Raw genomic sequence first — 23,711 nt, 5'->3', positions numbered from 1 at the left:
CCCTCACGGGGGTGAGAATGATTGGAACCAAATATAATATTTGGCACTGACATTCATCGACACACTATTGAGTTCTCAAAGAACACACGCACACGCCATCGAACCTGAAGTTGATCAGATTCCCCTGCGAGGCAACTTTTCCAGCCTAGTCATAGAACCCGACTGATGTCAAGAACTTTTTTCTGACTGGAAGGTGTTCATGTCCGGCGCTCCTCGTCCAACCTCGTTTTCCGTTTCCGATTTCCAGCCTCTGAGCTGGGCGTTTCGGTCCCGGTCGGTGTCCGTGTCGCTCTGACCTGGACTAAGTTACGCGGCGGATAACGCCAGGTCAAATCCGCTGGTCACCGGGACGTTTGCGCAGGTGAACGGGTTGCGGATCGGGCGAATCGGGGGCCTGAGCCACCGGCTTGTGACTCAGGTCATTTCGATCTTGTTCGCCTATCGAGGATCGCGTCAGGCGTCCGCGCGGCGCACGCCGGCGAAGTTCTTCTTGCCGCGACGCAGCACCAGCCAGCGTCCGTGCAGGTAGTCGGCCTCGGCGGGGATCCACTCGGGGTCGGCGATCTTCTCGTTGTTGACCGCCGCGCCACCCTCGTTGACCGCGCGACGGGCCGCGCTGCGGCCCTCGCACAGACCGGAGTCGACCAGCAGATCGACGATGGTCGAGGTGGGAGTGGCCTCGGCGAGCTTGCCGTCCACCGCGGATTCGGCCAGTGCCGACGACAGCGTGGACTCGTCGAGTTCGCGCAGGTCGCCGCGACCGAACAGGGCCTGGCTGGCGAGCTGCACCGCGCGGGTGTTCTCCTCACCGTGCACCAGCGTGGTCATCTCCGCGGCCAGGCGCTTCTGCGCCTCGCGGGCGAAGGGCCGCTCGGCGGTGGCCTTCTCCAGTTCGTCGAGTTCCTCGCGGGACAGGAAGGTGAACCAGCGCAGGTAGCGGACCACGTCGGCGTCGGCGGTGTTCACGAAGTACTGGTACCAGGCGTACGGGCTGGTCATCTCCGGGTCCAGCCACAGACTGCCGCCACCGGTGGACTTGCCGAACTTCTTGCCGTCGGCCGAGGTGACCAGCGGGACGGTGAGCGCGTGCACGTGCTCGCCGTCGACGCGGCGGTTGAGCTCGACGCCGGCGATGATGTTGCCCCACTGATCGGAGCCGCCGACCTGCAGCGTGCAGCCGTACTCGCGGCGCAGCTGCAGGAAGTCGTTGGCCTGCAGGAGCATGTAGCTGAACTCGGTGTAGGACATGCCGTCCGACTCCAGGCGGCGCTTGACCGTGTCACGGGCCAGCATGACGTTCACCGAGAAGTGCTTGCCGATGTCGCGCAGGAACGAGACCGTGCTGAGCGGTCCGGTCCAGTCCATGTTGTTGGCGATGATCGCCGCGTTGTCGCCGCCGTCCAGATCGACGAAGCGTTCCAGCTGGGCGCGGATGCGGCCCGCCCACTCGGCCACGGTGTCGGTGGAGTTCATGGTGCGCTCGCCGACATCGCGGGGATCGCCGATCAGGCCGGTCGCGCCGCCGGCCAGCACCACCGGGCGGTGGCCCGCGCGCTGGAAGCGCTTGAGCGCCAGCAGCGGGACCAGGTGGCCGGCGTGCAGGCTGGCCGCGGTCGGGTCGAACCCGGCGTAGAGGGTGATCGGGCCCTTGGCCGTGGCCGCGCGCAGGGCGTCCAGATCGGTGGACTGCGCGATCAGTCCGCGCCAGGTCAGTTCATCAATGATGTCGCCGCTCACGGCACCCATCTTTCCGCACGTGAATATGGCGGTTACAGAGGGTTGAGCCGTCGCGGCGGATCGGTACAAGCCCGGACCGATCCGCCGCGTCGGCGGGTGGAACTACCGGTGACGCCCGTAAGCCCGTCGCCGGGGCGACGGGCCGGGGGCCTGCGGTAGTTCGATCACTTCACCAGGTCGGTGAAGGTGGCGAAGGAGGCGCGGCGCTCGTAGGCGATCCAGGCGAAGACACCGACCAGGACCAGCGGGAAGATGGCCAGGCTCGGCGCGCCGAGCAGGAAGGCCTGGGTGGCGGCGGCGCACACCATGGTGATGGACAGGCCCGCGGCGGCCGGGCCGGACAGGCGGGGGATCATCAGGCCCAGGCCGCCGGAGACCTCGACCAGGCCGGTGAGGTAGCGGAACCAGTCGCCCCAGCCGATCTCGTTGTAGATGCGCACGGCGTCGGCCTGGCCCACGAACTTCGGCAGGCCGGAGGCGATGACGAAGAACAGGCCGAGGACGATCTGCAGGGTCCACAGCACGCGGTTGCGGAGCTTGCTCGGGGCGGCGACGGTGATGGTCGGGGTGGCGGCGATGGTGGTCATGTCGAATGTCCTTCCGGGGCTTGTCGGTTCGGTTTCGAACCGCTTGCTGGATAGGACGGGGGCCGTCGCGAAAACTCATCGCGGTCGCGAAAGTTTTTTTCCCGCGCAGGTCAGACTAGGTGTCGAAGGCTGCTTTGAGGGCGCTGAGGTGCACTCGGCTGGCGGTGGCGGCGGATTCGGGGTCGCGGGCGCGGATGGCGTCGTAGAGGTGTTCGTGCGCATCGTGGTCGCTCTGGGGCGCGCGCATGGGGCGGATGCGCAGCATGTCGATCATGGCGTGGCGCGAGCGTGGGACGAAGGCGTTGAACAGCTCGAGCAGGATGTCGTTGTGGGCGGCGGCGACCACGGTGCGGTGGAAGGCGGTGTCGGCGTCGACCAATCCCTCGACGGTGTCGCCGCTTTCGGCGCGGGCGGCCAGGGCGCGCAGCATGGCGCGCAGGTCGGCGGGGGTGCGGCGGCGGGCGGCGAGGGCGGCGCCCTCGGCCTCGATGGCGATGCGGGCTTCGATGACGGTGACGATGTCGCTGCGGCGCAGCACGGTGTCCCAGTCCTCGGCGGTGTCCAGGGCGGTGACGAATACCCCCGCGCCCTGGCGGCTTTCGAGCACCCCGCGACCGGCGAGTTCGCGGATGGCCTCGCGCAGGGTGGAGCGGCCGACACCGAGCTGTGCGGCGAGGGTGGTCTCGCCGGGCAGTTTGTGGCCCAGCTGCCACTCCCCCGCACGGATCCGGGTGAGCAGCACCTCGGCGGCTTGCGCGGCGAGCGGATGCCTCTGGACCTGCGCCACTTGTCGCCGTCCTCTCTACTTGTCTGAGGAGTTGTTTCCCTCTAGTCTAGTCCACATGCTGACCGGTGCCCTGCTTCTCCTTCGCTGCCGCGACGGGGTCTGATCGACCGGCACCCCGTCAGCGGGCTCGCGGTGCTGCGCCGGTCACCTCCTCCGACGCGAAAGCGAATGCCCGTGAGCACTCCCCCGATCTGGAATCGTCAGCAGCCCTCCGCCATGCCGTCGCATCGGTATCGCGATGTGTACCAGCGTGTTCCGGTGCCGTTGACCGAACGCGACTGGCCGTCCATCCGGATCACCGAAGCCCCGCTGTGGGTGCCGGTGGATCTGCGCGACGGCAATCAGGCGCTGGCCGAGCCGATGGATCCCGTCCGCAAGCGCCGGTTCTTCGAACTGCTGGTGGCCATGGGCTACAAGGAGATCGAGGTCGGATATCCCAGCGCCTCGCAGACCGACTTCGATTTCGTGCGGCTGATCGGCAGCGAGCGGCTGGCTCCCGACGACGTCACCATCGTCGTCTTCACTCCCGCGCGCCGCGATCTGATCGAGCGGACCGTCGAATCGGTGCGCGGCATCCCCAATGACGTGGTGATCCACCTGTACACCGCCACCGCGCCGACCTGGCGGAACGTGGTGCTGGGCAAGACCCGCGACGAACTGGCCGAGCTGATCGCCACCGGTGGGCGCGACGTCCTGGAGCTGGCCGGCGATATGCCGAATGTCCGGTTCCAGTTCTCCCCCGAGGTATTCATGCTGACCGAGCCGGACTTCGTGCTCGACGTCTGCAACCGCATGACCACGCTGTGGGACGCCACCCCCGGGCGGCCGGTGACGCTGAACCTGCCCGCGACGGTCGAGGTGGCGACGCCGAACGTGTACGCCGACCAGATCGAGTACATGCACCGGAATCTGGCGCGGCGCGAGGCGGTGATCCTGTCGGTGCATCCGCACAATGACCGCGGCACCGGCATCGCGTGCGCTGAGTTGGCGGTGCTGGCCGGGGCGCAGCGGGTGGAGGGGTGCGTATTCGGCAATGGCGAGCGCACCGGCAATGTGGATCTGGCGACGCTGGCATTGAATCTGCACGCGCAGGGCGTGAATCCGATGATCGACTTCTCCGATATCGACGAGGTGCGCCGCACCGTCGAGTACTGCACCGGGCTGCCGGTCCACGACCGGCAACCGTACGCCGGGGATCTGGTGTACACCGCGTATTCGGGCACCCACCAGGACGCCATCCGGAAGGGCTTCGCCGAACATCGGGAGCGGGCGGCGCGGCTGGGTGCGCCGGAACGCGAAATCGCTTGGGAGGTACCGTATCTGCCGATCGATCCGGCGGATGTGGGCCGTTCCTACGATGCGGTGATCCGGGTGAATTCGCAGTCCGGCAAGGGCGGGATCGCGTATCTGCTGGAGTCGGAGTACGGGCTGGAGTTGCCGCGCCGCCTGCAGATCGATTTCGCGCGTCACGTCCAGCGCCACACCGATCGGACCGGGACGGAGGTGTCCGCGCGGACGCTGTGGGAGCTGTTCGAGACCGCCTACGCGGGCGCGATCGTGGCGACCACGCCCGGTATCCGCGCCGACGCGACGGTCGAGGAGGCGGTGGAACTGCTGGGCCGCCACGGCCATTCGGTCGAGGTGCTGTCCATGACCCACCAGACCGTGGACCGGGCGGGGTCGGCTCCGGCCGTCACCTACCTGGAGTACCGCACCGCCGAGGGCCCGGCCTGGGCTTTCGGTTCCGGTGAGACGGCGGCGCGTGCGACGATCGCGGCCCTGGTGGCGGCGGCCGGGTCGCGCAGCACGGTACTCATCTAGGCAGCGGTGCTCATCCAGCCTGGGCGCCCAGTAATCGCTCCAGTTCGGTGACCCGGGCCTCCAGCTCCGCGATGCGCCGGCGCAGATCGGATTCGGGGGCCTGGGCGGAGCCGGCGAGCGGGCCCTCTGCGACGCGGGAGATGCGGGTGCGGATGTCGGCGGGCTCGGCGCCCAGGCTGATCAGGATCTGCGGGGCGATGCCGTCGCCCTCCTCGATCAGGGCGAGCAGGATGTGCTCGGGCCCGATGTAGTTGTGCCGCAGCCGCATCGCCTCGCGCAGTGATCCCTCGAGGACCTTCTTGGAGCGCGGGGTGAAGGGCACGTGCCCGCTGGGCGGCTTCTGCTCGTGTTCGCCGACCGCCTGCCGGATGCGTTCGCGCACGCTGGAGACGTCGAGGCCGAGGTCGCCGAGGACGCGGGCCGCGACCGGGTCGTCGCCGGCGAGGACGCCGAGCAGCAGGTGCTCGGTGCCGATCCAGTCGTGCCCGAGCGCCCGGGCTTCCTCCTGGGCGAGCACGATGGCGCGGCGGGACGCATCGGTGAACCGTTCGAACATGGGGCTTCCACCTAGGGGTGAGCTGTCGATCAATCCACCGTAGTCCTCCGGGCCGCCCTACCGATACGGGCTCGGCCCGAGAGCGCGGTCTAGGCGGATCGGTCCAGTTTGGGGGCGCGCGGACTGCGCCGGTAGACCGACACCGCCGGGGAGTCCGGCAGCCACAGTCGCCACGGGCGGTCGGCGGCCAGGCTGACCCCCACCCGGGGTCCCACCGAAACGGCGGCGGGATCGGTGATTTCGGGTCCGAGTTCCAGCCGGATCGGCGCGTCCGGATCGAACAGGCGGGTTCCGTAGTCGTCCAGCCCGATTCCCAGGGCGCTGCCGACGTTGCCGGGCCCGCGGGCCAGATCGGCGTCGGTCCTGGCGGCGGGGCGGCGACCGCGGGCGACATCGTGCCCTTCGATGATCTCCCCCGCCCGGACGAGCACGGCGCTCGCGGTGCCGTCGGGCCCGCTGACCACATTCACGCAGGTGTGCATGCCGTAACTGAAGTAGACGTACAGCACCCCGGGCGGCCCGAACATGACCGCGTTGCGCGGAGTCCGGCCACGCCCCGAGTGCGCCGCCGGATCGTGCCAAGGCCCGGCGGGATCGCCGCCGTAGGCCTCGACCTCCACGATGCGCAGGGCCACCGGGCCGGATCGCAGGACCCCGCCGAGCAGTCGCCGCGCCGCACGCAGCGGTTCGACGGCAAGCTCTTCGGCACTCACGGCGGATCATTCTTCCGCACGGTCGTCCCGGGCGCAGTGCCGGGACGACCGGGCGAGCTACCCGCGAGGGCCGCGCGCTAGAGCCATTCGGCGACGCCGTGGTGACCCGAGCAGGTGCCGCGGCGGTGCTGGCTGAAGCTGTAGCTGCCGTCCTTGCAGCGGGCGGTGGCCCCGTCGGGGACGGTGGCCGACTGTTCCGGACGGTGCACGCAGGCGCCGTCGGAGTTCTCGTATTCGCTTGCGGTGCAGGCGGCGTGGAGGACCGGCGCGGCGACCGCCGGTCCGGCGAGCACGGTGCCCGCGCCGAGGAAGGCCGCGGCGGCCCAGGGCAGAATGTGGCGCGCCACGCGGCGCGTTGTCCAACCGTTCACTACGAAATCCCTTGCACAAGAGCGTTGTCGACACGGGGGCGGTTGCCCCCGACGAGCGCCGAATAGTACGGACCCGCGCGGCGGTACGGCCGGGTTCTTTATTCGCCTACCGATCCGGCGGCCGATTCGCCGGTGCCCACCGGCCGCTGGATACCGGCCAGTTTGTCGGGGTTGACCTGAAAGCGAATGTTCTCGATGTGGCCGTCGCGGATGTCGTAGCTGAGGGCGCCGACGCGGAAGTCACCGAGCAGGACCATGACGCCGAGTTCACCATTGAGGCAGGCGGATTCGAGACGGACACCGGTGAGGACCGGTTTGGCCAGGACGCCCAGGATCCAGCGGGCCACGTGGTCGGGGCCGTGCAGGGGGCGGCGGGCGGCGGTGACCTTGCCGCCGCCGTCGTTCCAGAGGGTGACGTCGGGGGCGAGGAGTTCCATGAGGGCGTTGACGTCGCCGCCGTGCGCGGCGGCCAGGAACTTGTCGGTGATGTCGGTGCGGGTGGCGAGGTCGGTGTCGAAACGCGGCCGGCGCGAATGGACGTGGGAGCGGGCGCGATGGGAGATCTGCCGGACGGTGGCCTCGGGGCGGTCCAGGAAGCCCGCGATCTCGGCGTGCGAGTAGCCGAACACCTCGCGCAGCACGAAGACCGCGCGTTCGACGGGGCTGAGGGTTTCGAGGACGACGAGCATGGCGGTGGAGACCGTATCGGCCATATCGGTCTCCTCGGCGGCGTCGGCGGTGGTCGTGAGCAGGGGTTCGGGGAGCCACGGGCCGACGTAGGTCTCGCGGGTGGCGCGGGCGGAGGTGAGGCGGTTGAGGGCCAGGTTGGTGACGGTGCGGACCAGGTAGGCCTTGGGGTGGGTGACCGAATCCCGGTCCACCTCATGCCATTTGATCCATGCGTCCTGCAGGACGTCCTCGGCGTCGGTCACGGTGCCCAGCATCTGGTACGCGGTGCCGAACAGCAGCCGCCGGTGGGCGACGAAGGGGTCGATCGGATCGTCCTGCATGGACACATACCTACCTCACGCCAGGCCGCGGGTCGCGCGGCCGCCATTGCTGAGCTGCGCGCCGACGGTCATGTGCTTGCTCATCTTGTAGCTGGGCACCGGGCTGGCGCTGACCATCTCCTTGTAGGCGACGGCGGCGCGGCCCTTCAGGTACCAGCGGCGCGGGGTGTCGTCGGCATTGGTGAACTGGATGACGGCGTCGCGGCGGCCCAGGCTGACCGGCTGGTGCACGTAGCCGAAACGGAAGGGCTTCACGGTCTTTCCGCGCAGGCGGCGGGCGACGGCGTCGGCGGTGTACGCGCCGGTGGGGATGCCGCTCTGGCAGGTGCCGTGCAGGACGCCGAAGGGCATGCGGATCGCGGCGGCGTCGCCGATGGGCAGGATGTCGGGGTGCGAGACCGAGCGCAGGGTGGTGTCGGTGAGGATCAGGCCGCGGTCGTCGACGGCGATGCCGGCCCGCTCGGCCAGCGGCGACACCCGCACGCCCGCGGTCCACAGGGTCAGGTCCGAGGCGAGGAGTTCGCCGGTGGTCAGGCGGACGGCGTCGGGCAGCACCTTGGCGACCTGGACGCCGGTATGGCGGACGATGCCGAGGCGGTCGAGGGCGCGGTTCAGGTGGGCGCGGGCCTTGTCGCCCATCATGTTTCCGGGCTCGGCGGCGCTGACCAGGGTGACGGTCAGGCCCGGGTGGGCCTCGGCGATCTCGGTGGCGGCCTCGATGCCGGTCAGGCCGCCGCCGACCACGGTGACGGTGCCGGCGGTCGCGGCGATCTCGGTGAGGCGCTGCGCGAAGCGGCGGGCCCGGCGCGGGTCGTTGAGGGTCCAGGCGTGGTCGTCGGCGCCGGGGACGGTCGAGGTGTCGGTGTTGCTGCCCAGCGCGTAGATCAGGGTGTCGTAGCGCAGTTCTTCGCCGTCGTCGAGGGTGACGACACGGGCGGCGGGGTCGATCGCGACGGCGGCGCCGCGGCGGAAGGCCACACCCGATCCGGCCAGCACGTCGGGGATGCGGTGGTCGGCCAGTTCCTGTCCGGCGGCGACCTGGTGCATGCGCAGGCGCTCGGTGAATCGGTCCGAGGGGTTCACCAGGGTGATGCGGACCTCGAGCTTGCGGGTGCGGCGGGCGAGGCGGGCCGCGGCCATCATGCCGGTGTAGCCCGCGCCGAGGATGACGATCTCGTGGGTTGTGGTGGTGGCGTTCATGATCGGCTCCGTGGGTTCGTTCCTGCTGGGTCGGCTATGGGACAGGACAGCCCCCGCGAACGTGACAATCAGGCGGTGTGACGTGGGTCACCATGGAACATTCGGGTCCGGTGACCGGTTGGGAGAGGGGATGGCCGGGCCCCCGGCCTGCGACAACAGCGTCGGAGTGAGGTGTGATGGCCGTACAGGTCGAGATCTGGACCGATATCAACTGCCCGTTCTGCTACCTGGGCAAGCGGCGATTCGAGGAGGCGCTCGACGCCTTCCCGCACAAGGACGCCGTGACGGTGGTGCACCGGTCCTTCGAACTGGACCCGACGCTGCCCAAAGGTCACAGCGACGCGGTGGTCCCGCACATCGCCGAGAAGTACGGCATCAGCGAGGCGCAGGCCGCCGCCAACGAGCGCGGTCTCGGGGCGCAGGCCGAGGCGGCCGGGCTGAACTATGTCACCTCGGGCCGCGATTTCGGCAACAGCTTCGACATGCACCGGCTGCTGCACTTCGCGCTGGAGCAGGGCCGTCAGGAACAGATGCTGGACGCTCTGTACGTGGCCAACTTCGCCGAGGAGCGGGCGCTGTTCGGCGATACCGAGCGGCTGGTCGAGGTGGCCGTGTCGGCCGGATTCGACGAGTCGGCGGTGCGGGCGGTGCTCGCCGATCCCGACGCCTACGCGGACGCGGTGCGCGCCGACGAGGCCGAGGCGGCGCGGCTCGGGGCGCGCGGCGTGCCGTTCTTCGTGCTGGATCGCAAGTACGGGGTGTCGGGCGCGCAGCCGCCGGAGGTGTTCGCGCAGGCCCTGGAGCAGGCCTGGAGCGATCACGCGCCCGCGCTGGCCATGGTCGCGGACGGGGACGCCTGCGGACCCGACGGTTGCGCTGTGCCGCAGCGGGATTGAGCCGATCGCCGCGGCGGCGAGCGTCAGCGCCCGTTGCCGCGGTGCATCCGGAAGCCGACCGCGTCCACCGTCGGAATGTAGGCGCTGCGCTCGCCGGAGCGGAGGCGCAGGACGTCGTCGGCGATGACGAAGCCGTAGGCGACGAATACCAGCAGCACCAACTGCCCCCACGCCACCCAGGCGATGCCCAGCGGCGTGGTGGCCAGTACCGCGACCGCCCCGACCAGCCGCAGCCAGGCCCGGGGAATGCTCAGCGCCAGCCGGAACAGGGCCTGACCCACGAAGAACACGGCGACGCCGCCCGAAAGGGCCAGGGCCGCGGCGGTACTCGCGGGTTCGTTGCCGTGCGCGATGGTCATCGAGATGCCCGCGGCGGTCAGGATGATGCCGAGGATCAGCACGAACAACGAATAGCCGTAGGCGTAGACGGCCGGGCGGATGCGGGCCGGACCGGGCAGCGCGTGCAGGGCGTGTTCGCCGCGTTCGTCGTCGAAGCCGAAGTAGGCCCACCACAGCACATAGCCGAGGGTGAGGCCGAGGCCGGCGGTCGCGACCAGGCCGACGGTGAGGTCCATGCCGGTCAGGTTCGCGCCGATGGCGATGACGGATTCGCCCAGCGCGATGATCACGACCAGGCCGTGCCGTTCGCAGAAGTGGCTGGGGCGCACCGCGAATCCCTCGGCGCGGAGTCAGATACGGCGACACCACCTGGATCACGACGGCGACCATCCAGAGCACGGTCCGCAGGCCGCCGTGGGTGATGCCGCCCGCCAGCACCAGCAGCGCGGAAAGGCCGTTGAGCGGCGCCAGCCGCCACATCGCCGAGCTGGCCCCCTGGCCGCCGGAGGTCGCGAACATGAAGCTGTGCACCGTGTTCACCAGCAGGTATCCGAGTCCGAACGCCAGCCCGGAGCCGCCGAACGCGCTCGGGATGGCGATGGCGATGACGAAGAACCCGAACATGCCCAGCAGCAGGAAGGTGCGCCGGGAGGAGCTGTTCGGCGCGACCTCGTTGGTGAGGAACACGTACCCGCTGTACATCCACCAGATCAGGGCGAACATCAGCGCCACGTGCCCGAGTTCGGCCCAGCCCGGGTGATGGGTGAAGGCGTGGGTGAGCTGGGTGATGGTGAAGACGAACACGAGGTCGAAGAACAGTTCCAGGGTCGAGGCCCGGACCTGTCCCCCTTCGGCCTCGAGCTCGCGCGCCGAACCGGACATTTCGCTGGTCACGTGCAGATCGTAGAGCCGTCCCGCCTCCCCCGCCGCATTTGCCGCGCCCACGGCCGCCCGGCGTGAACCCGTCGGGATGACGAAACCATGACGCGTGCGGTGAGATGGCCGCGACCAGGTGGTTTCGGTGTGGCGGCCGCCTAGGGTGGAGTGGGGGGTGGCAGGTCGATCGGGAGTTGTGAGGCGATGCGGATTCTGGTGGCGGACGACGATCCCGTGGTGCGGGAGGTGGTGCGGCGGTATCTGGAGCGGGATGGGCTCGAGGTGGTGGAGACCGCGGACGGGGCGGCCACCGCGGCGGCGTTGGCGCGCGACGATGTCGATCTGGCGGTGCTGGATGTGATGATGCCGGGGCCCGACGGGATCGAGTTGACGCGCGCGGTGCGGGCGGGCGCGCGTCCGGAGCTGCCGATCATCTTGTTGACGGCGCTCGGGGAGGAGGACGACCGGGTGATCGGATTGCAGGCGGGCGCCGATGATTACGTAACCAAGCCGTTCAGTCCACGGGAGCTGGCGTTGCGGGTGGCGTCGGTGCTGCGGCGGTCGCATCCGCAGCCGGTGGCCGAGGAGGTGTTGCGTGGTGACGGGGTGGAGCTGGATCGGGCGGCGCGGACGGTGACGGTGGGCGGGACATCCGTCGAGCTGACCGCGCGCGAATTCGATCTGCTGGCCTTCCTGCTCGCGCATCAGCGGCGGGTGTTCAGCCGTCAGGAGCTCCTCGCGGAGGTGTGGGGCTGGAACTTCGGGGATCTGTCGACGGTCACCGTGCACGTCAAACGCTTGCGGGCCAAGCTGGGCACCGCGCATCGCATCGAGACGGTGTGGGGCCGCGGATACGCCTGGGGCCGAGCCGATCTCGGCGCGGAGGCCGGCGATGCCGACTGATACGCCCGGCCTGATCGGGTACGCGCTGGCGGGCACGCTGCCGGTGGTGGTGATCGGCGCGCTGCTGCTGCGCTACACCCGCGGTCGTGCCATGACCACGAGTATGGCCGTGCTGGTGCTGATTCCGACGCTGGCCACCCTGTGCGGGGTCGTCGCGGTGAGCGGTCTGATGTTCGGCGCCGAATTCGAGCGCACCGCCGTGGTGCTTGCGGTGGTCACCGCGGTGACCGTGCCGGCGGCGATCCTGCTGGGCCGCGAGCAGGCCCGCGCCACGGTGTGGGAGCGCGAGATGCTGGAGCAGGAGCGCGCCGCCGAACGGTCGCGGCGCGAGCTGGTGGCCTGGGTCAGCCATGATCTGCGGACGCCGCTGGCGGGGATCCGCGCCATGGGTGAGGCGCTCGAGGACGGAGTGGTGACACGGCCGGAGGAGGTGCGCCGGTACGCGGATCAGATCGTGCGCGAGACGAATCGGCTCTCTTCCATGGTGGACGACCTGTTCGAGATGTCGAAGATCAACGCCGGGGCGCTGCAATTGCACTTGGAGCCGGTGGATCTGCGCGAGGTGATCGACGAGGTGCTGGCGACCAATCAGCCCACCGCCGCCCGCGCCGGAATCACCTTGTCCGCCACCCAGCCCGCCGACAAGCTGCTGGTGGCGGGCAGTGAACGGGCGCTGGGCCGGGTGCTGACCAATCTGGTGGCCAATGCCATCGCGCACACCCCGCCCGGCGGGCGCATCGACATGTCCGCGGGCGCCGCGGACGGGCAGGCGTGGGCGCGGGTCGACGACACCGGGCCGGGCATTTCCGAAACCGATCTGCCGCGCATCTTCGAGGTCGCCTATCGCGGCAGTTCCGCCCGCTCCCCCGGCGCCGCCGAATTGGGCAGCAGCAGTGGGATGGGGCTGGCCATCGCGGCCGGGCTGGTGGCCGCGCACCACGGGGACATCACGGCGCGGAACCGTCCGGAGGGGGCGCGATTCGAGATCCGGTTGCCGTTGCTGGAGTCCGCCGGGCGGCGGTGAGCAGGCAGGCGGCGGCCACCGCCCAGACCACGGTCAGCGAGATCAGCAGGCCGACGGTGTAATTCCGGTCCAGGATGGTGTCGTTGCCGGGAACCGCGCCCTCGCGGCCGAGGACCGGGATCGCGAGCAGGATCAGGGCGAGGCTGACGAACGCGCCGACGGTGAAGACGGGCCACCAGCGGGCGGGGAGCACGGAGTGGCCGAGGGTGCCCGCGAGGGCGGCGACCGGGCCGAAGATCAGGTTCTCGGCCAGGATCGCGCCGACGAACCACAGCGCGATCGATCGCAGGTCGGTGGTGCTCATTGTCAGCAGCAGGTCCACACCGTAGGCGGCACAGCCGATTCCGAACGCGCCCAGCAGGATCCGAATGGCTGTCATGCGATTTCCTCGATGGTCCTCAGCCATTTGGTCTGCAGTACGCCCGGCCGGTTCGGGGCGATGAGACGGCAGGGGTAGCCGTGGTCCAGGGCCAGATCCTCGCCGTTGAGACGCAGCGCGATCAGGGTGGCGGCATCCACGACGTGGGTGTGCGGCAGCACGGAGGAGCCGTAGATGCCGGTGGTCTCCAGCGACACGAAACGCACATCGCCGCCGCCGTACTCACCGGCCCGGGCCAGCAGGTCGCGCAGGCGTACGCCGGACCAGCGGCCCTGGGCGCTCCAGCCCTCGACGCAGGCGATCGGTAGCGCACTGTCGTACTGCGGCAGGGCTTCGAGCTCGGCGCGGGAGAAGACGCTTTCCCGGCCACCGACTTTGACGGTCAGTGCGTACCGCGGCGAGCGAGCCGTCTCGGTGACGGCCGCCGCCGCTGCCGTCCTGTTGATCGGAATTCCCTGCGGTCCTTCGCCACTGCGCGGGGCCAGCAGCGACGCCCAGCGCAGGAACGGAACCGATTGCCCGACCACCGCGATACCGGTCACCACCGCGCCCAGCCCGGCAGCCGCCAAGACGGTTCGGCGCGAAATACCTCGGGGTACTTCCTCATCAATGGGCTCGTCGACAGGTTTCGACAGCGCCTGACGCACGATGGGAAGCTTGACCGCCAGGTGCACGGCGACGGCCCCGAAGGCCACGTAGGCCATGGCGTGATGCGTGGTGGTGAAGAAGAACTTCCACGGGTAGTACTGAGCGGTATTGAACAGGCCCGTCACGATCTGGAACAGCACCGCGCCGATGAGCACCGCCACCGACAACCGCTCCAGCGCCTCCGGGAGTCCGCGCCGCAGCGACGGTTTGATGAAGAACCGCGGATACACCGACCAGAGTTTCACCAGCAGCAACGGGATCATCATGACCCCGACCGTGACGTGCGTGCCCTGGGTGAGCCGATACAGCCACACCGGGTGGGCGGGCCACCGGAACCAGTCGGGCGGATGCTGGATCAGGTGGCTGATCAGCCCCGTCACGAACAGGATGGTGATTCCGGCCCCGAGTGCCAGGCCGGTGCGCGCGGCCACGGCCGTCGAGCGGCCCGGACTCCACCGGCGGGAAAGCCTCTCGGGGAGTAGCAGTTCGGGCCGCTCGATCGGGTCGGGACCGGCGTCCGCGGTTTCGGTGGGCTGACTCGGCGACACCGCGGGCTCCTTTCGAGAAATGAATATCAGAGGGGGACGGGCATTTTCGCGGTGACCAGCTCGGTGACGGCGCGAGCGAAGCGGCCTCGGGACACCGCCGCCACCGAGACGGCGTCGGCGTAGGTGTCGACGTCGGTGAGCGTGGGCAGCGCGTGCACCCGTAATCCGCTGTGCCGCAGGGCCGTCGCGGTGAGTTCGCCGGTGCGGTCGGTCGACATGGGGATGTCGGCCAGCAGGTGCGCGGCTCGCGGACTGGACAGGCCCAGCGCCCACCAGCCGCCGTCGGTGGCCGGTCCGAGCACGGTGTCGCCGGTGGCGACCAGGCGGGCGGCCGAGCGGGCGAGCAGGACCGGGTCGGCCTGCGGGGTGTCCATGCCGATCTGCAGCACCGGCACGCCGAACTCGGCGGCGTCGACGTGGGCGTGGGCGAGGCGCTCGCCGAAGCTGTCGCCGCGCTGCGGGATCACGGTCACCTCGCGCAGGGCGGCGTTCAGTTCGACCGAGCGCTCGGCCCGGTCCAGGTCACCGGTCCAGGCGACGACGGGGTGGCGGATGCCGCTCTCGCGCACCGCGTCCAGGGTGTCGAGCAGGGCGCAGGCCGCCAGGTAAGCGGCGTCGACCGGCGAGAACTGCGGGGTGAGGCGGGTTTTGGCGAAGCCCGGAATGGGTGATTTGGCCATGATGAGCAGGGCGGCGGGGACGGTGTCGTCGAGCGGGGCATGGTCTATCTCGGTGGTCATCGCACACTCCAGAAGTCGCGGGCGGCCCGCAAGGTGCCGCGCCAGGAACCGGAGACCTTGGACTCGCCGTGAGTCCGCGGCCGATAGGTGATGTCGCGCTCCAGCACCAGCCAGCCCGCACGGGCCGCGCCGGTGAGCAACGCCAGCGGATATCCGGACCGGGAATGCAGGTGGCCGAGCGCCTGCAATCGGTCGCGGCGGGTGACGCGCATGGCGGCGATATCGTGCACCGGCAGGCCGTACCGGCGGCGCAGCCGGAAAGCGAAGGCCCAGTTGCCGATTCGAGCGTGCACCGGCAGCGCGCCGGGGACGGCGCGGCGGCGGCCGACCACCATGTCGACGCCGGGAACGAATTCGGCCACCAGCCGGGGTAGTTCGCCGGGGTCGAGGGAGCCGTCGCCGTCGAGGACGGCGACCAGTTCGGTGTGGGCGGCATCGACGCCGGCGTGGACGGCGCTGCCGTATCCGGGCTTCGATTCGGTCACCACGGTGGCGCCCGCCGCGCGGGCCACCGCCGCGGTGCCGTCGGTGGAGCCGTTGTCCACCACGATCACCCGGTACCCGATGGGAATTGCCGACAGTACGCCGGGAAGGGCTTCCGCCTCGTCCCGGCAGGGGATCACCACCGTGACCCCGGGCTCGGAGTCCAACTCGGTCATGGCCTCGACGGTAAGCCCAATCGGGGCGTTCGACCCCCGGGACACGCATGACGAAAGTATGACGGGAGCAGCAAGAATGGCGATCCGGACAGTTCCGGCGGGTTTCGGGGCCTATGGTTTCCGGCATGGCGAACGCTTCCGCGACGAGGGTCGCGCGCTACGTCTCCACTCGCGTCGACGGCTACGGCGCACTCGCGGCCTTCGTTCTCGTCCTGGCCGCCTTCCTGATTCCGCGAATCGAGGGCAAACCCTGGCGGGACAAGCTCTATGCCGGGGCCGCACCGCTCTTCGGCGGCTGGCTCCCACATCTGGGCTGGGGCACGGTCCCCGCGGTGGCCATCGCGGCGGCGGTGGTGCGGTTCGGACCGGAGCTGGCGCGGCGGCTTTCGTTCGGGCGGCTGCTGCTGGCGACTTGGGCGACGGCGGCGGCGTGGGCGTTCGCGCTGGCCATGATCGACGGCTGGCAGCGGGGCTTCGCGGGGCGGCTCACCACCCACGACGAATACCTGCACGAGGTCGGCGGGGTGCACGACATCGGGGCCATGGTGCGCGGATTCTCCGGCCGCATCCTGGATTTCCAGCCCGACTCGTGGACCACGCACGTGTCCGGGCATCCGCCGGGGGCGCTGCTGGTGTTCGTGTTGCTGGACCGGATCGGGCTGGGCGGCGGGGCGTGGGCGGGCCTGTTGTGCCTGGTGGTGGGGACGAGTGCGGCGGCCGCGGTGCCGTTCACCTTGCGGGCCTTGGGCGCCGAGCATCGGGCGCGCGCGGCGACGCCTTTCCTGGCCCTGATGCCCGCGGCGATCTGGATCGCGGTCTCCGCCGACGGCTTGTTCGCGGGCGTGGCGGCGTGGGCCGTGGCGCTGCTGGCGCTCGCCACCCGGCTGGAGCGGGGCTGGATCGCGGCCGCGCTGGGGTCGGGTGTGCTGTTCGGGTTCACCGTCTTCCTGAGTTACGGCCTTGTGCTGATGGCGATTCCGGCCGCGGCGGTCCTGCTGGCGCGCTCGCTGCGGCCCGCGCTGCCCGCGCTCGCGGGTGCGCTGGCGGTGGTGGCGGCTTTCGCGGCGGCCGGGTTCTGGTGGTTCACCGGCTATCACCTGGTGGTGCAGCGGTACTACCAGGGCATCGCGCACGAGCGGCCGTACGGGTACTGGGTGTGGGGCAATCTGGCCGCGACGGTGTGCGCGGTGGGTCTGGCCACCGCCGCGGCCGGCTGCCGGGTCCTGGTCGAGCTGGAGATCCCGCCGCTGCGTCCGCTACGGGAATGGTTGTCGCGCTGGCGTTCTCACGTCGATCCGGCCGCGCTGATGGCGGGGGCCGGGCTCACCGCCATCCTGATCGCCGACATCAGCGGTCTCAGCAAGGCCGAGACCGAACGCATCTGGCTGCCGTTCGACGTGTGGGCGCTGGCGGCGACCGCGCTGCTCCCCCGCCACAGTGCCCGGTTCTGGCTCGTGGCGCAGGCGGCGGGGGCGCTGATCGTCAATCATCTGATCCTGACGAACTGGTGACCGCGGCACGCGGATTCACCGCCAGGTGGGCGCTCCGTCCCCGCAGGCGGCACGCAATGGCGCGGACGAGAATTCGGCCAGGCCCGCGGTCGGGGTGACGGCGGCGGTGAAACCCAGTGCGCGCCGTGCCCGTTCGGGTCCGGCCACGATGTGGCGGACATCGCCGGAGCGGTATTCCCCGGTCACCACCGGCTGTTTGCCGCCGCACGCGGTGGCCAGGGTGGCCGCCACGTCGCCGATCGTGATGGGAATGCCCGAGGCGATATTGAGCGGGGTGAACGCCGTCAGCGGCTGTTCGAGGGCGGACACATTGGCGGCGGCGATATCGCGGACGTGCACGAAATCGCGGGCCTGGGTGCCGTCCTCGAAGACGCGCGGGGCCTCACCCGCCTCGAGCGCCGACCGGAAGATGGCGGCGACACCGGAATACGGTGTGTCCCTGGGCATGTCGGGTCCGTAGACATTGTGGTAGCGCAGGGCGGTGACGGTGCCGCCGGTGGCCGCGGCCCAGGCCGTGGCGTAGTGTTCCTGCGCGACCTTGGAGGCGGCGTAGAGGCTGCGCGGCCGCAGCGGCGCGTCCTCGTCGATGGGCGCCCAGGACAGCGGACGCCCGTCGGGGCCGCGGTGGTCGAAACGCCCGGCGTCGAGGTCGGCGCGGGTGCGCGGGGCCGGGTCGACCGGGTCGCCCGCGGAGTCGACGTAGCGGCCCTCGCCGTAGACCACCATGGACGAGGCCAGCACCAGATGGCGGCAGCGGGCCCGGTCCATGGCGGCGAGCAGGACCGCGGTGCCGAGGTCGTTGTGGCTGGCGAAGGCGGGCGCGTCCTGCGCGCTCACCCCCGCGCCGACCACGGCCGCCTGGTGGCAGACCGCGTCGACGCCGGTCAGCAGCTCGGCCAAGGCGTCCGGGTCGCGGACGTCGGCCGGGACGATGCCGGGCGGCGGGACGGCGTCGCGACCGTGGGCGGCGGCGAGCATGAGGTCGACCGGGACGACCTCGTGGCCGGCGGCGAGCGCCGCGCGGTGGATGTGCGAGCCGATGAACCCGGCTGCGCCGGTCAGGAGTACACGCATGCGGCGATTCTGGCCGCACTGCCGCCGGAATGCGCCCGGACCGGCCGAGGTCGCCGGGTTCGTCACGATTTGGTCAGATCGCGGCGGGCCGACACGCGGGGGTCTTGCCTCGCGTCGCCGACCGGCGCACAATTCATCACGTAGTGAATTCAACACTCGATGAATTGAGGGTGACCGTGACGGCACCAGCGACAACCACCGACGCCATCGCCATCGAGCACCTGGAAGTGCGCCGCGGCGGGCATCAGGTGCTGCAGAACATCTCCCTGACCGTCCCCAAGGGCAGCATCACCGGACTCCTCGGACCGTCGGGGTGCGGCAAGACGACGCTCATGCGCAGCATCGTCGGCACGCAGATCATCGAATCCGGCACCGTGCGGGTGCTCGGCGACGAGGCCGGATCGCGCACGCTGCGGCGGCGGGTCGGGTACGTGACCCAGGCGCCCAGCATCTACGACGACCTCACCGTCGCCGACAATGTGGCGTATTTCGGCGCACTGTACGGGGCCTCGCGGGCCGAGGTCGCCACCGCGCTGGCCGCGGTCGGTTTGAGCAGTCACTCCGGCCATCGCGGCAGCGAGCTGTCGGGCGGACAGCGCACCCGGGTGTCCCTGGCCTGCGCATTGGTGGCCGATCCGGAACTGCTGGTACTCGACGAGCCGACCGTCGGCCTGGACCCCGTGCTGCGCGCGGACCTGTGGGAGCAGTTCGACGCGCTCGCCGAACAGGGCCGGACCCTGCTGGTGTCCAGTCACGTCATGGACGAGGCCGAACACTGCGACCGGCTGCTGCTCATGCGCGAAGGCCGCCTGCTGGCCCAGCTCACCCCCGCCGAATTGCGTTCCGACACCGGCGAATCCAGTCTGGAGAACGCCTTCCTGAAGCTGATCCGGATGGGAGAAGAGCTGTGACCGCGACCCTTTCGCGCCCGGCGGGCCCGCGCCCGCTGGGCTGCTACACCGCCACCACCGTGCGCATCCTGCGGCAGTTGCGCGCCGACCACCGCACCGTCGCCATGATCGTGCTGGTGCCCGCGCTGCTCATGACGCTGCTGTATTTCGTGTACAAGAACTATCCGATGATGCCCGGCGCGCCCCGGCTGTTCGACCGGATCGGCATCACCATGCTCGGCATCCTGCCGTTCGTGGTCATGTTCCTGATCACCGCCATCGCCATGCAGCGCGAACGGGTCTCGGGCACCCTCGAACGGCTGATGACCACCCCGCTGTCCAAGCTGGATCTGCTGGCCGGGTACGGCACCGCGTTCTCCATCGCGGCGGCCGCGCAGGCCGGGGTGGCGTGCCTGGTGGCGTTCTGGCTGCTGGGCCTGAACGCGGCGGGCAGTCCCGCGCTGGTGGTGCTGATCGCGGTGATCGACGCGGTACTCGGCGTCGCGCTGGGCCTGCTGGCGAGCGCGTTCGCCCGCACCGAGTTCCAGGCCGTGCAGTTCATGCCGGTGATCGTGCTGCCGCAGTTCTTCCTGTGCGGGCTGCTGGTGCCGCGCGGTCAGCTGCCGAGCTGGCTGGAGGCGATCAGCAATGTGCTGCCGCTGAGCTACGCCGTCGACGCGCTCGAGCAGGTCTCGACGCACACCGGAGCGACCGGCCAGATGTGGCGCGACATCCTGATCGTGGCCGTGTTCGCCGCGGTGGCACTGGTGCTGGCGGCCGCGACCCTACGTCGGCGGACCGCGTGACGGGTAGCTCCGGCACACGCAGCGGCCGCCGGCCCGGCAACTCCGGCACCCGGGAGGCGATTCTCGACGCCGCCCGGGTGCGGTTCGCCGAGGTCGGCTTCGACAAGGCCTCCATCCGGTCGATCGCGACGGCGGCCGCCGTGGATCCGGCGCTGGTGCACCACTATTTCGGCACCAAGCACCAATTGTTCGCGGCGGCACTGCAATTGCCGATCGACCCGCAGGAGATCCTGGCCGGATTCGCCGTGGTCCCCCTGGAACAGCTGGGCGAGCACATCATTCGCACGGTGGTCGGCATCTGGGACTCCCCCATCGGGATGCCCGCGGTCGCCGCCTTCCGCAGCATGCTCGCCAGCGACGATCCCACGCTGGCGCGCACCTTCCTGCTGGAGGTGGTGCTGAAAGAGATTCGCCCGCGCGTGGATTCGCCGCCCGGCACCGGCGCGCAACGCGCGGTCCTGGCGGCCTCGCAGCTCGCGGGGCTGCTGGTGACCCGCAAGATCCTGCGGCTGGAACCGATCGCCTCGATGCCGATCGACCAGCTGGCCACCACCATCGGTCCCACGCTGCAGCGCTACTTCACCGCGGACCTCGACGGGCTCACCGCGGGCTGAGCGAACTCCGGGCCGGGATCAGTCCTGACCCAGGAACAGGGTGTGCTCGTCGTCGGAGACGTCGCGGGCCTCGTCCACGAGCAGGACCGGGATGCCGTTGTCGACCGGGTAGGCGCGGCGCAGGCGGGGGTTGTAGAGCACGGTGTCACCGGTGGCGGTGTGGACCAGCTGCAGGGGGCCCTTGTCCTGCGGGCAGGCCAGCAGGGTCAGCAGGGTGGGGTCCAGGATTTCCTCCGACATGTCCGACAACCTACCGGTCGGGCGGCGCGGCGACGGAATCGGCGGGGCGGCGGAAGCTGATGTGGCGGTGGCCGAAGAAGCTGGCCACCGCGACCAGGCCCATGACCACGACCGCGGCCGGTTTGGCCGGGGCGTGCAGCAGCGAGACGGCCAGCTGCAACAGCACCATGTTCAGCACCATGCCGACCGCGTTCACGCCGACGAAGGCCACGAAGTCGCGCAGCAGGTGGCCGCGCACCCGGAACACCAGGGTGCGGTGCAGGGCGAAGGCGATCACCATGCCGACCGCGTAGGCCAGCGCCACCGACAGGGCGGCGGCGACATCCTTGGACACCGCGTCGCCGAGCACGGTCAGCCAGAAGATGGTGAGCACCATGCCCATCAGCGTGTTGAACCCGCCGACCAGCGCGAAGGCCACCTCCTGGCGGCGCACCAGCCGCAGCAGCGGCCCGGCGGGCGCGCCCTCAGCGGGCAGCTGGGTCTCGGTCACCGCCCCGAACCCACCAGTTCGCGATCCTGGTCGTCGTCGAGCTGTTCGACGGCGGGCGCGTCCGCGCCGCGGCGGCGGGAGCGGATGTAGAGCCACTGCAGCAGGCCCACGCCGACGAGTCCGGCTCCGGCGCCGGCGATTCCGATCTTCCAGCCCGGCGGGCGCCAGCTCAGTTCCAGTTCGGCACTGTCGGTGCCGGCCGGAATGTCCACGGCGACGAAGACTTTCGACACGGTGTGGAACGGGATGGTCTTGCCGTTCAGCGTGACCCGGTAGCCGGGCCAGCCCAGGCGGGCGAAGGTGACGCGGCCGCCGGTCTCCGAGGACACGCGCACCCGGCTGGTGGTGTCGGTGTCCTCGATCGAGGTGGCGGTGACATCGTGGGCGTCACCGACGCGGCCGTTGACCGTGGAGATCGGGCCGTTGTCGCGTTCGAGCACCCAGATGTACTTCTCGTGGCCCGGGACGTCCACGAAATGCCAGCCCTCGGGGGCGGGCTGGTCACCGGCGTCGGGGAGCATGGCCTTCTGCAGCACCACCCGGTCGATGAGCATGAGGTCGGCCAGAATGCGGCCGGTGGTCGGCTCGGGGCTGAACAGGCGCTTGTAGGCGTCGGGGCAGACGCTGGAATCCCACCGCATGCAGAGCATCTCGCCGAAGTAGAAGTGCCCGTTGGGGGTGTACCCGTTGACGTAGTCCTTCTCCAGGTCCTTGGCGTAGTTGCCCCACACCAGCGATCCGTACGCCCCTTCGAGGCTCTTGTCGGCGGGCTGCAGCAGGCCGCGTTCGGCGAGCTGAATGGTGGTGCCGCCGGAGAACTTCGGGAACGCGGCCATGGCCTCGCTGCGGTTGGCGGGCAGGTTCCACGACATCGGGGTGGGCTGCACCCACCACACCTGGAACCACGCGATCGGCACCATGGCGGCGATCACCAGCGCCGCGGCCCCGGACGCGCCGCGGGTGCGGCCCAGCCACACCACCCCGAAGCCGAGCGCGATCACGACCGCGGCCGAGCCCAGGTGCCACAGCACCTGGTGCGGGTCGGCGGAGAAGGTGCGCACCCACAGCGCGAGAACCAGCACCAGCGCGGCGATGATCCGGTTGTTGCGGTCCTTCAGCGTGGCGAAGCGACCCAGCAGCACGCACACCAGGACCAGCAGCCCGAGCGCCAGCATGGGCAGCACGCGAGCGGGCCAGCGCAGCGGGCCGACGGTGCCGGGCCCGGCGGTCCACATCAGCGCCATCAAGGCGAACAGGGCGATGGCGACGAACTGCTTCCAGTGCTTCTGCGCCGCCTTCCAGTCCACGAAGGCCAGCGCCGGGATCAGGAACCAGGCGATGTAGGTCATGGGCAGCGGCTGCACATAACCCCACCACGAGTTGAACGCGGGCATGGTGGTGGGCAGGCTCGCGTTCAGCGACTCCGACCACGGCACCGTCAGGAACTGGTCGTTATTGATCTGCGAATTGCCGCGCCAGCTCACCTGCGCCGACAGCATCGACGGCAGGAAGGTCAGCAGGCCCGCCGCGCCCGCGCAGCCCGCGGCGGCGGCCAGGCGCAGCAGCGGGGCGAACGCGGCGCGCCACTGCGGCCAGGTGCGCGGTCCCCGGCACACCAGGAAGCCGACGGCCACCGCGATGAGCATGAGCACGGCCTCGACCGCGGGGAACACGTACTGCACCGAGATGGCCAGGTACAGGTAGACGAAGACCGGGATCGGACCGCCCTGGCCGCGCAGGTAGCGCTCCGAGGACGCCCAGGCGTGGATCATCCACGCGGTGCCCGCCATGGCGGTGAACCAGCTGGCCTCGTCGAAGAACAGGAAGAATCCGGTGAACGGCATGGCCACACCGGCGACCGCCGCCCACTGCGGGCGCGCGCCGTACGCCAGGCAGACGCGGTACACGCCGAGCCCGGTGATGATCGCGTAGATCGCCTTCACGATGGTGGCGTAGAGGGCCAGGTTCGGCACCGAGGGCGCGATCAGGTCGATCAGCAGCTGCGGCGGGTTGAACAGTCCCGCTTCCTCATTGGTGTAGTTGCCGGTCATCCACTGCTGGGGCTGCAGCAGCGGGAAGTGGCCGTCGCGGAAGGCGCGGCCGAAGAACACCCACAGTCCGGTGTACTGGGATTCGGTGTCGTCGGTGAAGAAGTGGCGGGGGTTGGCCAGCACCACGGCCAGATAGCCGAGGATCACGCCGAGGACGGTCACGCCGCCCCAGCGATACACCTCACGCCGGGTCGCGCGGCGCGCCGCGTCGTCTTCGTCCGGCCCGGATTCGGCGGCCCCG

General features: G+C 70.2%; 25 protein-coding genes and 1 pseudogene. 8 read left to right on the top strand and 18 right to left on the bottom strand.

The genetic code is table 11. The features are described 5' to 3' along the window. Positions 1 to 453: 453 nt before the first annotated feature. The 3 genes from tyrS to ACWEOI_RS28435 form a co-directional block, all read right to left on the bottom strand. Complete coding sequence (tyrS, locus tag ACWEOI_RS28445; protein WP_452361544.1) at positions 454 to 1,737, bottom strand: tyrosine--tRNA ligase; 1,284 nt, start codon at positions 1,735 to 1,737, stop codon at positions 454 to 456. Between the two features lie 164 nt (positions 1,738 to 1,901). Next, positions 1,902 to 2,324, bottom strand: coding sequence for a DoxX family protein (locus ACWEOI_RS28440; RefSeq protein ID WP_433666571.1), 423 nt, complete (start codon positions 2,322 to 2,324; stop codon positions 1,902 to 1,904). 115 nt (positions 2,325 to 2,439) lie between these two features. Beyond that, on the bottom strand, positions 2,440 to 3,111 hold the full coding sequence (locus tag ACWEOI_RS28435) for an FCD domain-containing protein (RefSeq protein ID WP_433666572.1): 672 nt from the start codon (positions 3,109 to 3,111) through the stop codon (positions 2,440 to 2,442). A gap of 216 nt (positions 3,112 to 3,327) precedes the next feature. Here ACWEOI_RS28435 and ACWEOI_RS28430 point away from each other — a divergent pair, with 216 nt between their 5' ends. Next, positions 3,328 to 4,932, top strand: a complete 1,605-nt coding sequence (locus ACWEOI_RS28430) for a 2-isopropylmalate synthase (RefSeq protein WP_452361552.1) — start codon at positions 3,328 to 3,330, stop codon at positions 4,930 to 4,932. A 10-nt stretch (positions 4,933 to 4,942) separates the two neighbouring features. Here ACWEOI_RS28430 and ACWEOI_RS28425 read toward each other — a convergent pair whose 3' ends face one another. The 5 genes from ACWEOI_RS28425 to ACWEOI_RS28405 form a co-directional block, all read right to left on the bottom strand. Beyond that, positions 4,943 to 5,488, bottom strand: coding sequence for a Clp protease N-terminal domain-containing protein (locus ACWEOI_RS28425; protein WP_433666573.1), 546 nt, complete (start codon positions 5,486 to 5,488; stop codon positions 4,943 to 4,945). Between the two features lie 89 nt (positions 5,489 to 5,577). Then, positions 5,578 to 6,201, bottom strand: a complete 624-nt coding sequence (locus ACWEOI_RS28420) for a DNA-3-methyladenine glycosylase (protein ID WP_433666574.1) — start codon at positions 6,199 to 6,201, stop codon at positions 5,578 to 5,580. A gap of 77 nt (positions 6,202 to 6,278) precedes the next feature. Further along, positions 6,279 to 6,572: a DUF3761 domain-containing protein gene (locus tag ACWEOI_RS28415; protein ID WP_433666575.1), complete on the bottom strand. Its 294-nt coding sequence runs from the start codon at positions 6,570 to 6,572 to the stop codon at positions 6,279 to 6,281. 98 nt (positions 6,573 to 6,670) lie between these two features. Next, the gene (locus tag ACWEOI_RS28410; RefSeq protein ID WP_433666576.1) at positions 6,671 to 7,582 is read right to left on the bottom strand and encodes an RNA polymerase sigma-70 factor; all 912 of its coding nucleotides are present in this window, start codon (positions 7,580 to 7,582) and stop codon (positions 6,671 to 6,673) included. Positions 7,583 to 7,597: 15 nt separating this feature from the next. Then, a complete protein-coding gene (locus ACWEOI_RS28405) occupies positions 7,598 to 8,782 on the bottom strand; it encodes an NAD(P)/FAD-dependent oxidoreductase (protein ID WP_452361543.1) in 1,185 nt (394 codons plus the stop codon). A gap of 176 nt (positions 8,783 to 8,958) precedes the next feature. On the opposite strand from ACWEOI_RS28405, the gene ACWEOI_RS28400 reads away from it, so the two are divergent. After that, positions 8,959 to 9,678, top strand: a complete 720-nt coding sequence (locus ACWEOI_RS28400) for a DsbA family oxidoreductase (RefSeq protein ID WP_452361542.1) — start codon at positions 8,959 to 8,961, stop codon at positions 9,676 to 9,678. Positions 9,679 to 9,701: 23 nt separating this feature from the next. Here ACWEOI_RS28400 and ACWEOI_RS28395 read toward each other — a convergent pair whose 3' ends face one another. Continuing rightward, positions 9,702 to 10,346 (bottom strand): low temperature requirement protein A, encoded by a 645-nt coding sequence (locus tag ACWEOI_RS28395; protein ID WP_452361541.1) that lies wholly within the window; start codon positions 10,344 to 10,346, stop codon positions 9,702 to 9,704. 70 nt (positions 10,347 to 10,416) lie between these two features. Beyond that, positions 10,417 to 10,899: pseudogene (locus ACWEOI_RS28390) on the bottom strand (low temperature requirement protein A); the annotation flags it as partial. A gap of 198 nt (positions 10,900 to 11,097) precedes the next feature. On the opposite strand from ACWEOI_RS28390, the gene ACWEOI_RS28385 reads away from it, so the two are divergent. Together ACWEOI_RS28385 and ACWEOI_RS28380 are read left to right on the top strand one after the other, a co-directional pair. Continuing rightward, positions 11,098 to 11,796, top strand: coding sequence for a response regulator transcription factor (locus tag ACWEOI_RS28385; protein ID WP_452361540.1), 699 nt, complete (start codon positions 11,098 to 11,100; stop codon positions 11,794 to 11,796). Next, positions 11,786 to 12,820, top strand: coding sequence for an ATP-binding protein (locus ACWEOI_RS28380; protein WP_433666583.1), 1,035 nt, complete (start codon positions 11,786 to 11,788; stop codon positions 12,818 to 12,820). The genes ACWEOI_RS28385 and ACWEOI_RS28380 overlap by 11 nt, the downstream gene beginning before the upstream one ends. Here the strand turns inward: ACWEOI_RS28380 and ACWEOI_RS28375 are convergent. Genes ACWEOI_RS28375 through ACWEOI_RS28360 form a run of 4 tightly spaced genes read right to left on the bottom strand, consistent with a single transcriptional unit; the run spans position 12,744 to position 15,794 of the window. Further along, complete coding sequence (locus tag ACWEOI_RS28375) at positions 12,744 to 13,199, bottom strand: hypothetical protein (RefSeq protein WP_452361539.1); 456 nt, start codon at positions 13,197 to 13,199, stop codon at positions 12,744 to 12,746. The genes ACWEOI_RS28380 and ACWEOI_RS28375 overlap by 77 nt on opposite strands. Beyond that, entirely contained in the window at positions 13,196 to 14,395 is a 1,200-nt protein-coding gene (locus ACWEOI_RS28370) for a molybdopterin-dependent oxidoreductase (protein WP_452361538.1), read from the bottom strand. The genes ACWEOI_RS28375 and ACWEOI_RS28370 overlap by 4 nt, the downstream gene beginning before the upstream one ends. Before the next feature lie 26 nt (positions 14,396 to 14,421). Further along, positions 14,422 to 15,135 carry a DUF2064 domain-containing protein gene (locus ACWEOI_RS28365; protein WP_433666589.1) on the bottom strand — a complete coding sequence of 238 codons (714 nt, stop codon included), beginning with the start codon at positions 15,133 to 15,135 and terminating at the stop codon, positions 14,422 to 14,424. Next, positions 15,132 to 15,794, bottom strand: a complete 663-nt coding sequence (locus ACWEOI_RS28360; RefSeq protein WP_452361537.1) for a glycosyltransferase family 2 protein — start codon at positions 15,792 to 15,794, stop codon at positions 15,132 to 15,134. Before ACWEOI_RS28360 ends, ACWEOI_RS28365 begins: the two co-directional genes overlap by 4 nt. 125 nt (positions 15,795 to 15,919) lie before the next feature. Here ACWEOI_RS28360 and ACWEOI_RS28355 point away from each other — a divergent pair, with 125 nt between their 5' ends. After that, a complete protein-coding gene (locus ACWEOI_RS28355) occupies positions 15,920 to 17,305 on the top strand; it encodes a hypothetical protein (protein ID WP_452361536.1) in 1,386 nt (461 codons plus the stop codon). Positions 17,306 to 17,320: 15 nt separating this feature from the next. On the opposite strand, the gene ACWEOI_RS28350 is transcribed toward ACWEOI_RS28355, so the two are convergent. Beyond that, on the bottom strand, positions 17,321 to 18,379 hold the full coding sequence (locus ACWEOI_RS28350) for an NAD-dependent epimerase/dehydratase family protein (RefSeq protein ID WP_433666595.1): 1,059 nt from the start codon (positions 18,377 to 18,379) through the stop codon (positions 17,321 to 17,323). A gap of 176 nt (positions 18,380 to 18,555) precedes the next feature. Here ACWEOI_RS28350 and ACWEOI_RS28345 point away from each other — a divergent pair, with 176 nt between their 5' ends. Genes ACWEOI_RS28345 through ACWEOI_RS28335 form a run of 3 tightly spaced genes read left to right on the top strand, consistent with a single transcriptional unit; the run spans position 18,556 to position 20,689 of the window. Then, the gene (locus ACWEOI_RS28345) at positions 18,556 to 19,290 is read left to right on the top strand and encodes an ATP-binding cassette domain-containing protein (RefSeq protein WP_433666597.1); all 735 of its coding nucleotides are present in this window, start codon (positions 18,556 to 18,558) and stop codon (positions 19,288 to 19,290) included. Beyond that, positions 19,287 to 20,075 carry an ABC transporter permease gene (locus ACWEOI_RS28340; RefSeq protein ID WP_387309581.1) on the top strand — a complete coding sequence of 263 codons (789 nt, stop codon included), beginning with the start codon at positions 19,287 to 19,289 and terminating at the stop codon, positions 20,073 to 20,075. The genes ACWEOI_RS28345 and ACWEOI_RS28340 overlap by 4 nt, the downstream gene beginning before the upstream one ends. After that, positions 20,072 to 20,689, top strand: a complete 618-nt coding sequence (locus ACWEOI_RS28335) for a TetR/AcrR family transcriptional regulator (protein ID WP_433666599.1) — start codon at positions 20,072 to 20,074, stop codon at positions 20,687 to 20,689. Before ACWEOI_RS28340 ends, ACWEOI_RS28335 begins: the two co-directional genes overlap by 4 nt. An 18-nt stretch (positions 20,690 to 20,707) precedes the next feature. On the opposite strand, the gene ACWEOI_RS28330 is transcribed toward ACWEOI_RS28335, so the two are convergent. From ACWEOI_RS28330 to ACWEOI_RS28320, 3 genes are read right to left on the bottom strand one after another with little or no spacing between them, the layout of a single operon-like run. Beyond that, on the bottom strand, positions 20,708 to 20,929 hold the full coding sequence (locus tag ACWEOI_RS28330; protein ID WP_357097016.1) for a Trm112 family protein: 222 nt from the start codon (positions 20,927 to 20,929) through the stop codon (positions 20,708 to 20,710). Between the two features lie 10 nt (positions 20,930 to 20,939). Beyond that, positions 20,940 to 21,419 (bottom strand): GtrA family protein, encoded by a 480-nt coding sequence (locus ACWEOI_RS28325; protein ID WP_452361535.1) that lies wholly within the window; start codon positions 21,417 to 21,419, stop codon positions 20,940 to 20,942. Next, the gene (locus ACWEOI_RS28320; RefSeq protein WP_452361551.1) at positions 21,416 to 23,650 is read right to left on the bottom strand and encodes a hypothetical protein; all 2,235 of its coding nucleotides are present in this window, start codon (positions 23,648 to 23,650) and stop codon (positions 21,416 to 21,418) included. Before ACWEOI_RS28320 ends, ACWEOI_RS28325 begins: the two co-directional genes overlap by 4 nt. Between the last annotated feature and the right edge of the window lie 61 nt (positions 23,651 to 23,711).

The sequence above is a fragment of the Nocardia sp. NPDC004340 genome, assembly GCF_053602575.1.
Note: the sequence above shows the minus strand (reverse complement) of the source record. Positions and strands in the feature narration are given on the sequence as shown.

Coding starts and splice junctions, on each gene's coding strand:
- ACWEOI_RS28330 (WP_357097016.1), bottom strand. CDS start 20,929: ATGTCGGAGGAAATCCTGGACCCCACCCTGCTGACCCTGCTGGCCTGC.
- ACWEOI_RS28380 (WP_433666583.1), top strand. CDS start 11,786: ATGCCGACTGATACGCCCGGCCTGATCGGGTACGCGCTGGCGGGCACG.
- ACWEOI_RS28365 (WP_433666589.1), bottom strand. CDS start 15,135: ATGACCACCGAGATAGACCATGCCCCGCTCGACGACACCGTCCCCGCC.
- ACWEOI_RS28385 (WP_452361540.1), top strand. CDS start 11,098: ATGCGGATTCTGGTGGCGGACGACGATCCCGTGGTGCGGGAGGTGGTG.
- ACWEOI_RS28425 (WP_433666573.1), bottom strand. CDS start 5,488: ATGTTCGAACGGTTCACCGATGCGTCCCGCCGCGCCATCGTGCTCGCC.
- ACWEOI_RS28400 (WP_452361542.1), top strand. CDS start 8,959: ATGGCCGTACAGGTCGAGATCTGGACCGATATCAACTGCCCGTTCTGC.
- ACWEOI_RS28440 (WP_433666571.1), bottom strand. CDS start 2,324: ATGACCACCATCGCCGCCACCCCGACCATCACCGTCGCCGCCCCGAGC.
- ACWEOI_RS28355 (WP_452361536.1), top strand. CDS start 15,920: ATGGCGAACGCTTCCGCGACGAGGGTCGCGCGCTACGTCTCCACTCGC.
- ACWEOI_RS28410 (WP_433666576.1), bottom strand. CDS start 7,582: ATGCAGGACGATCCGATCGACCCCTTCGTCGCCCACCGGCGGCTGCTG.
- ACWEOI_RS28360 (WP_452361537.1), bottom strand. CDS start 15,794: ATGACCGAGTTGGACTCCGAGCCCGGGGTCACGGTGGTGATCCCCTGC.
- ACWEOI_RS28430 (WP_452361552.1), top strand. CDS start 3,328: ATGCCGTCGCATCGGTATCGCGATGTGTACCAGCGTGTTCCGGTGCCG.
- ACWEOI_RS28375 (WP_452361539.1), bottom strand. CDS start 13,199: ATGACAGCCATTCGGATCCTGCTGGGCGCGTTCGGAATCGGCTGTGCC.
- ACWEOI_RS28405 (WP_452361543.1), bottom strand. CDS start 8,782: ATGAACGCCACCACCACAACCCACGAGATCGTCATCCTCGGCGCGGGC.
- ACWEOI_RS28350 (WP_433666595.1), bottom strand. CDS start 18,379: ATGCGTGTACTCCTGACCGGCGCAGCCGGGTTCATCGGCTCGCACATC.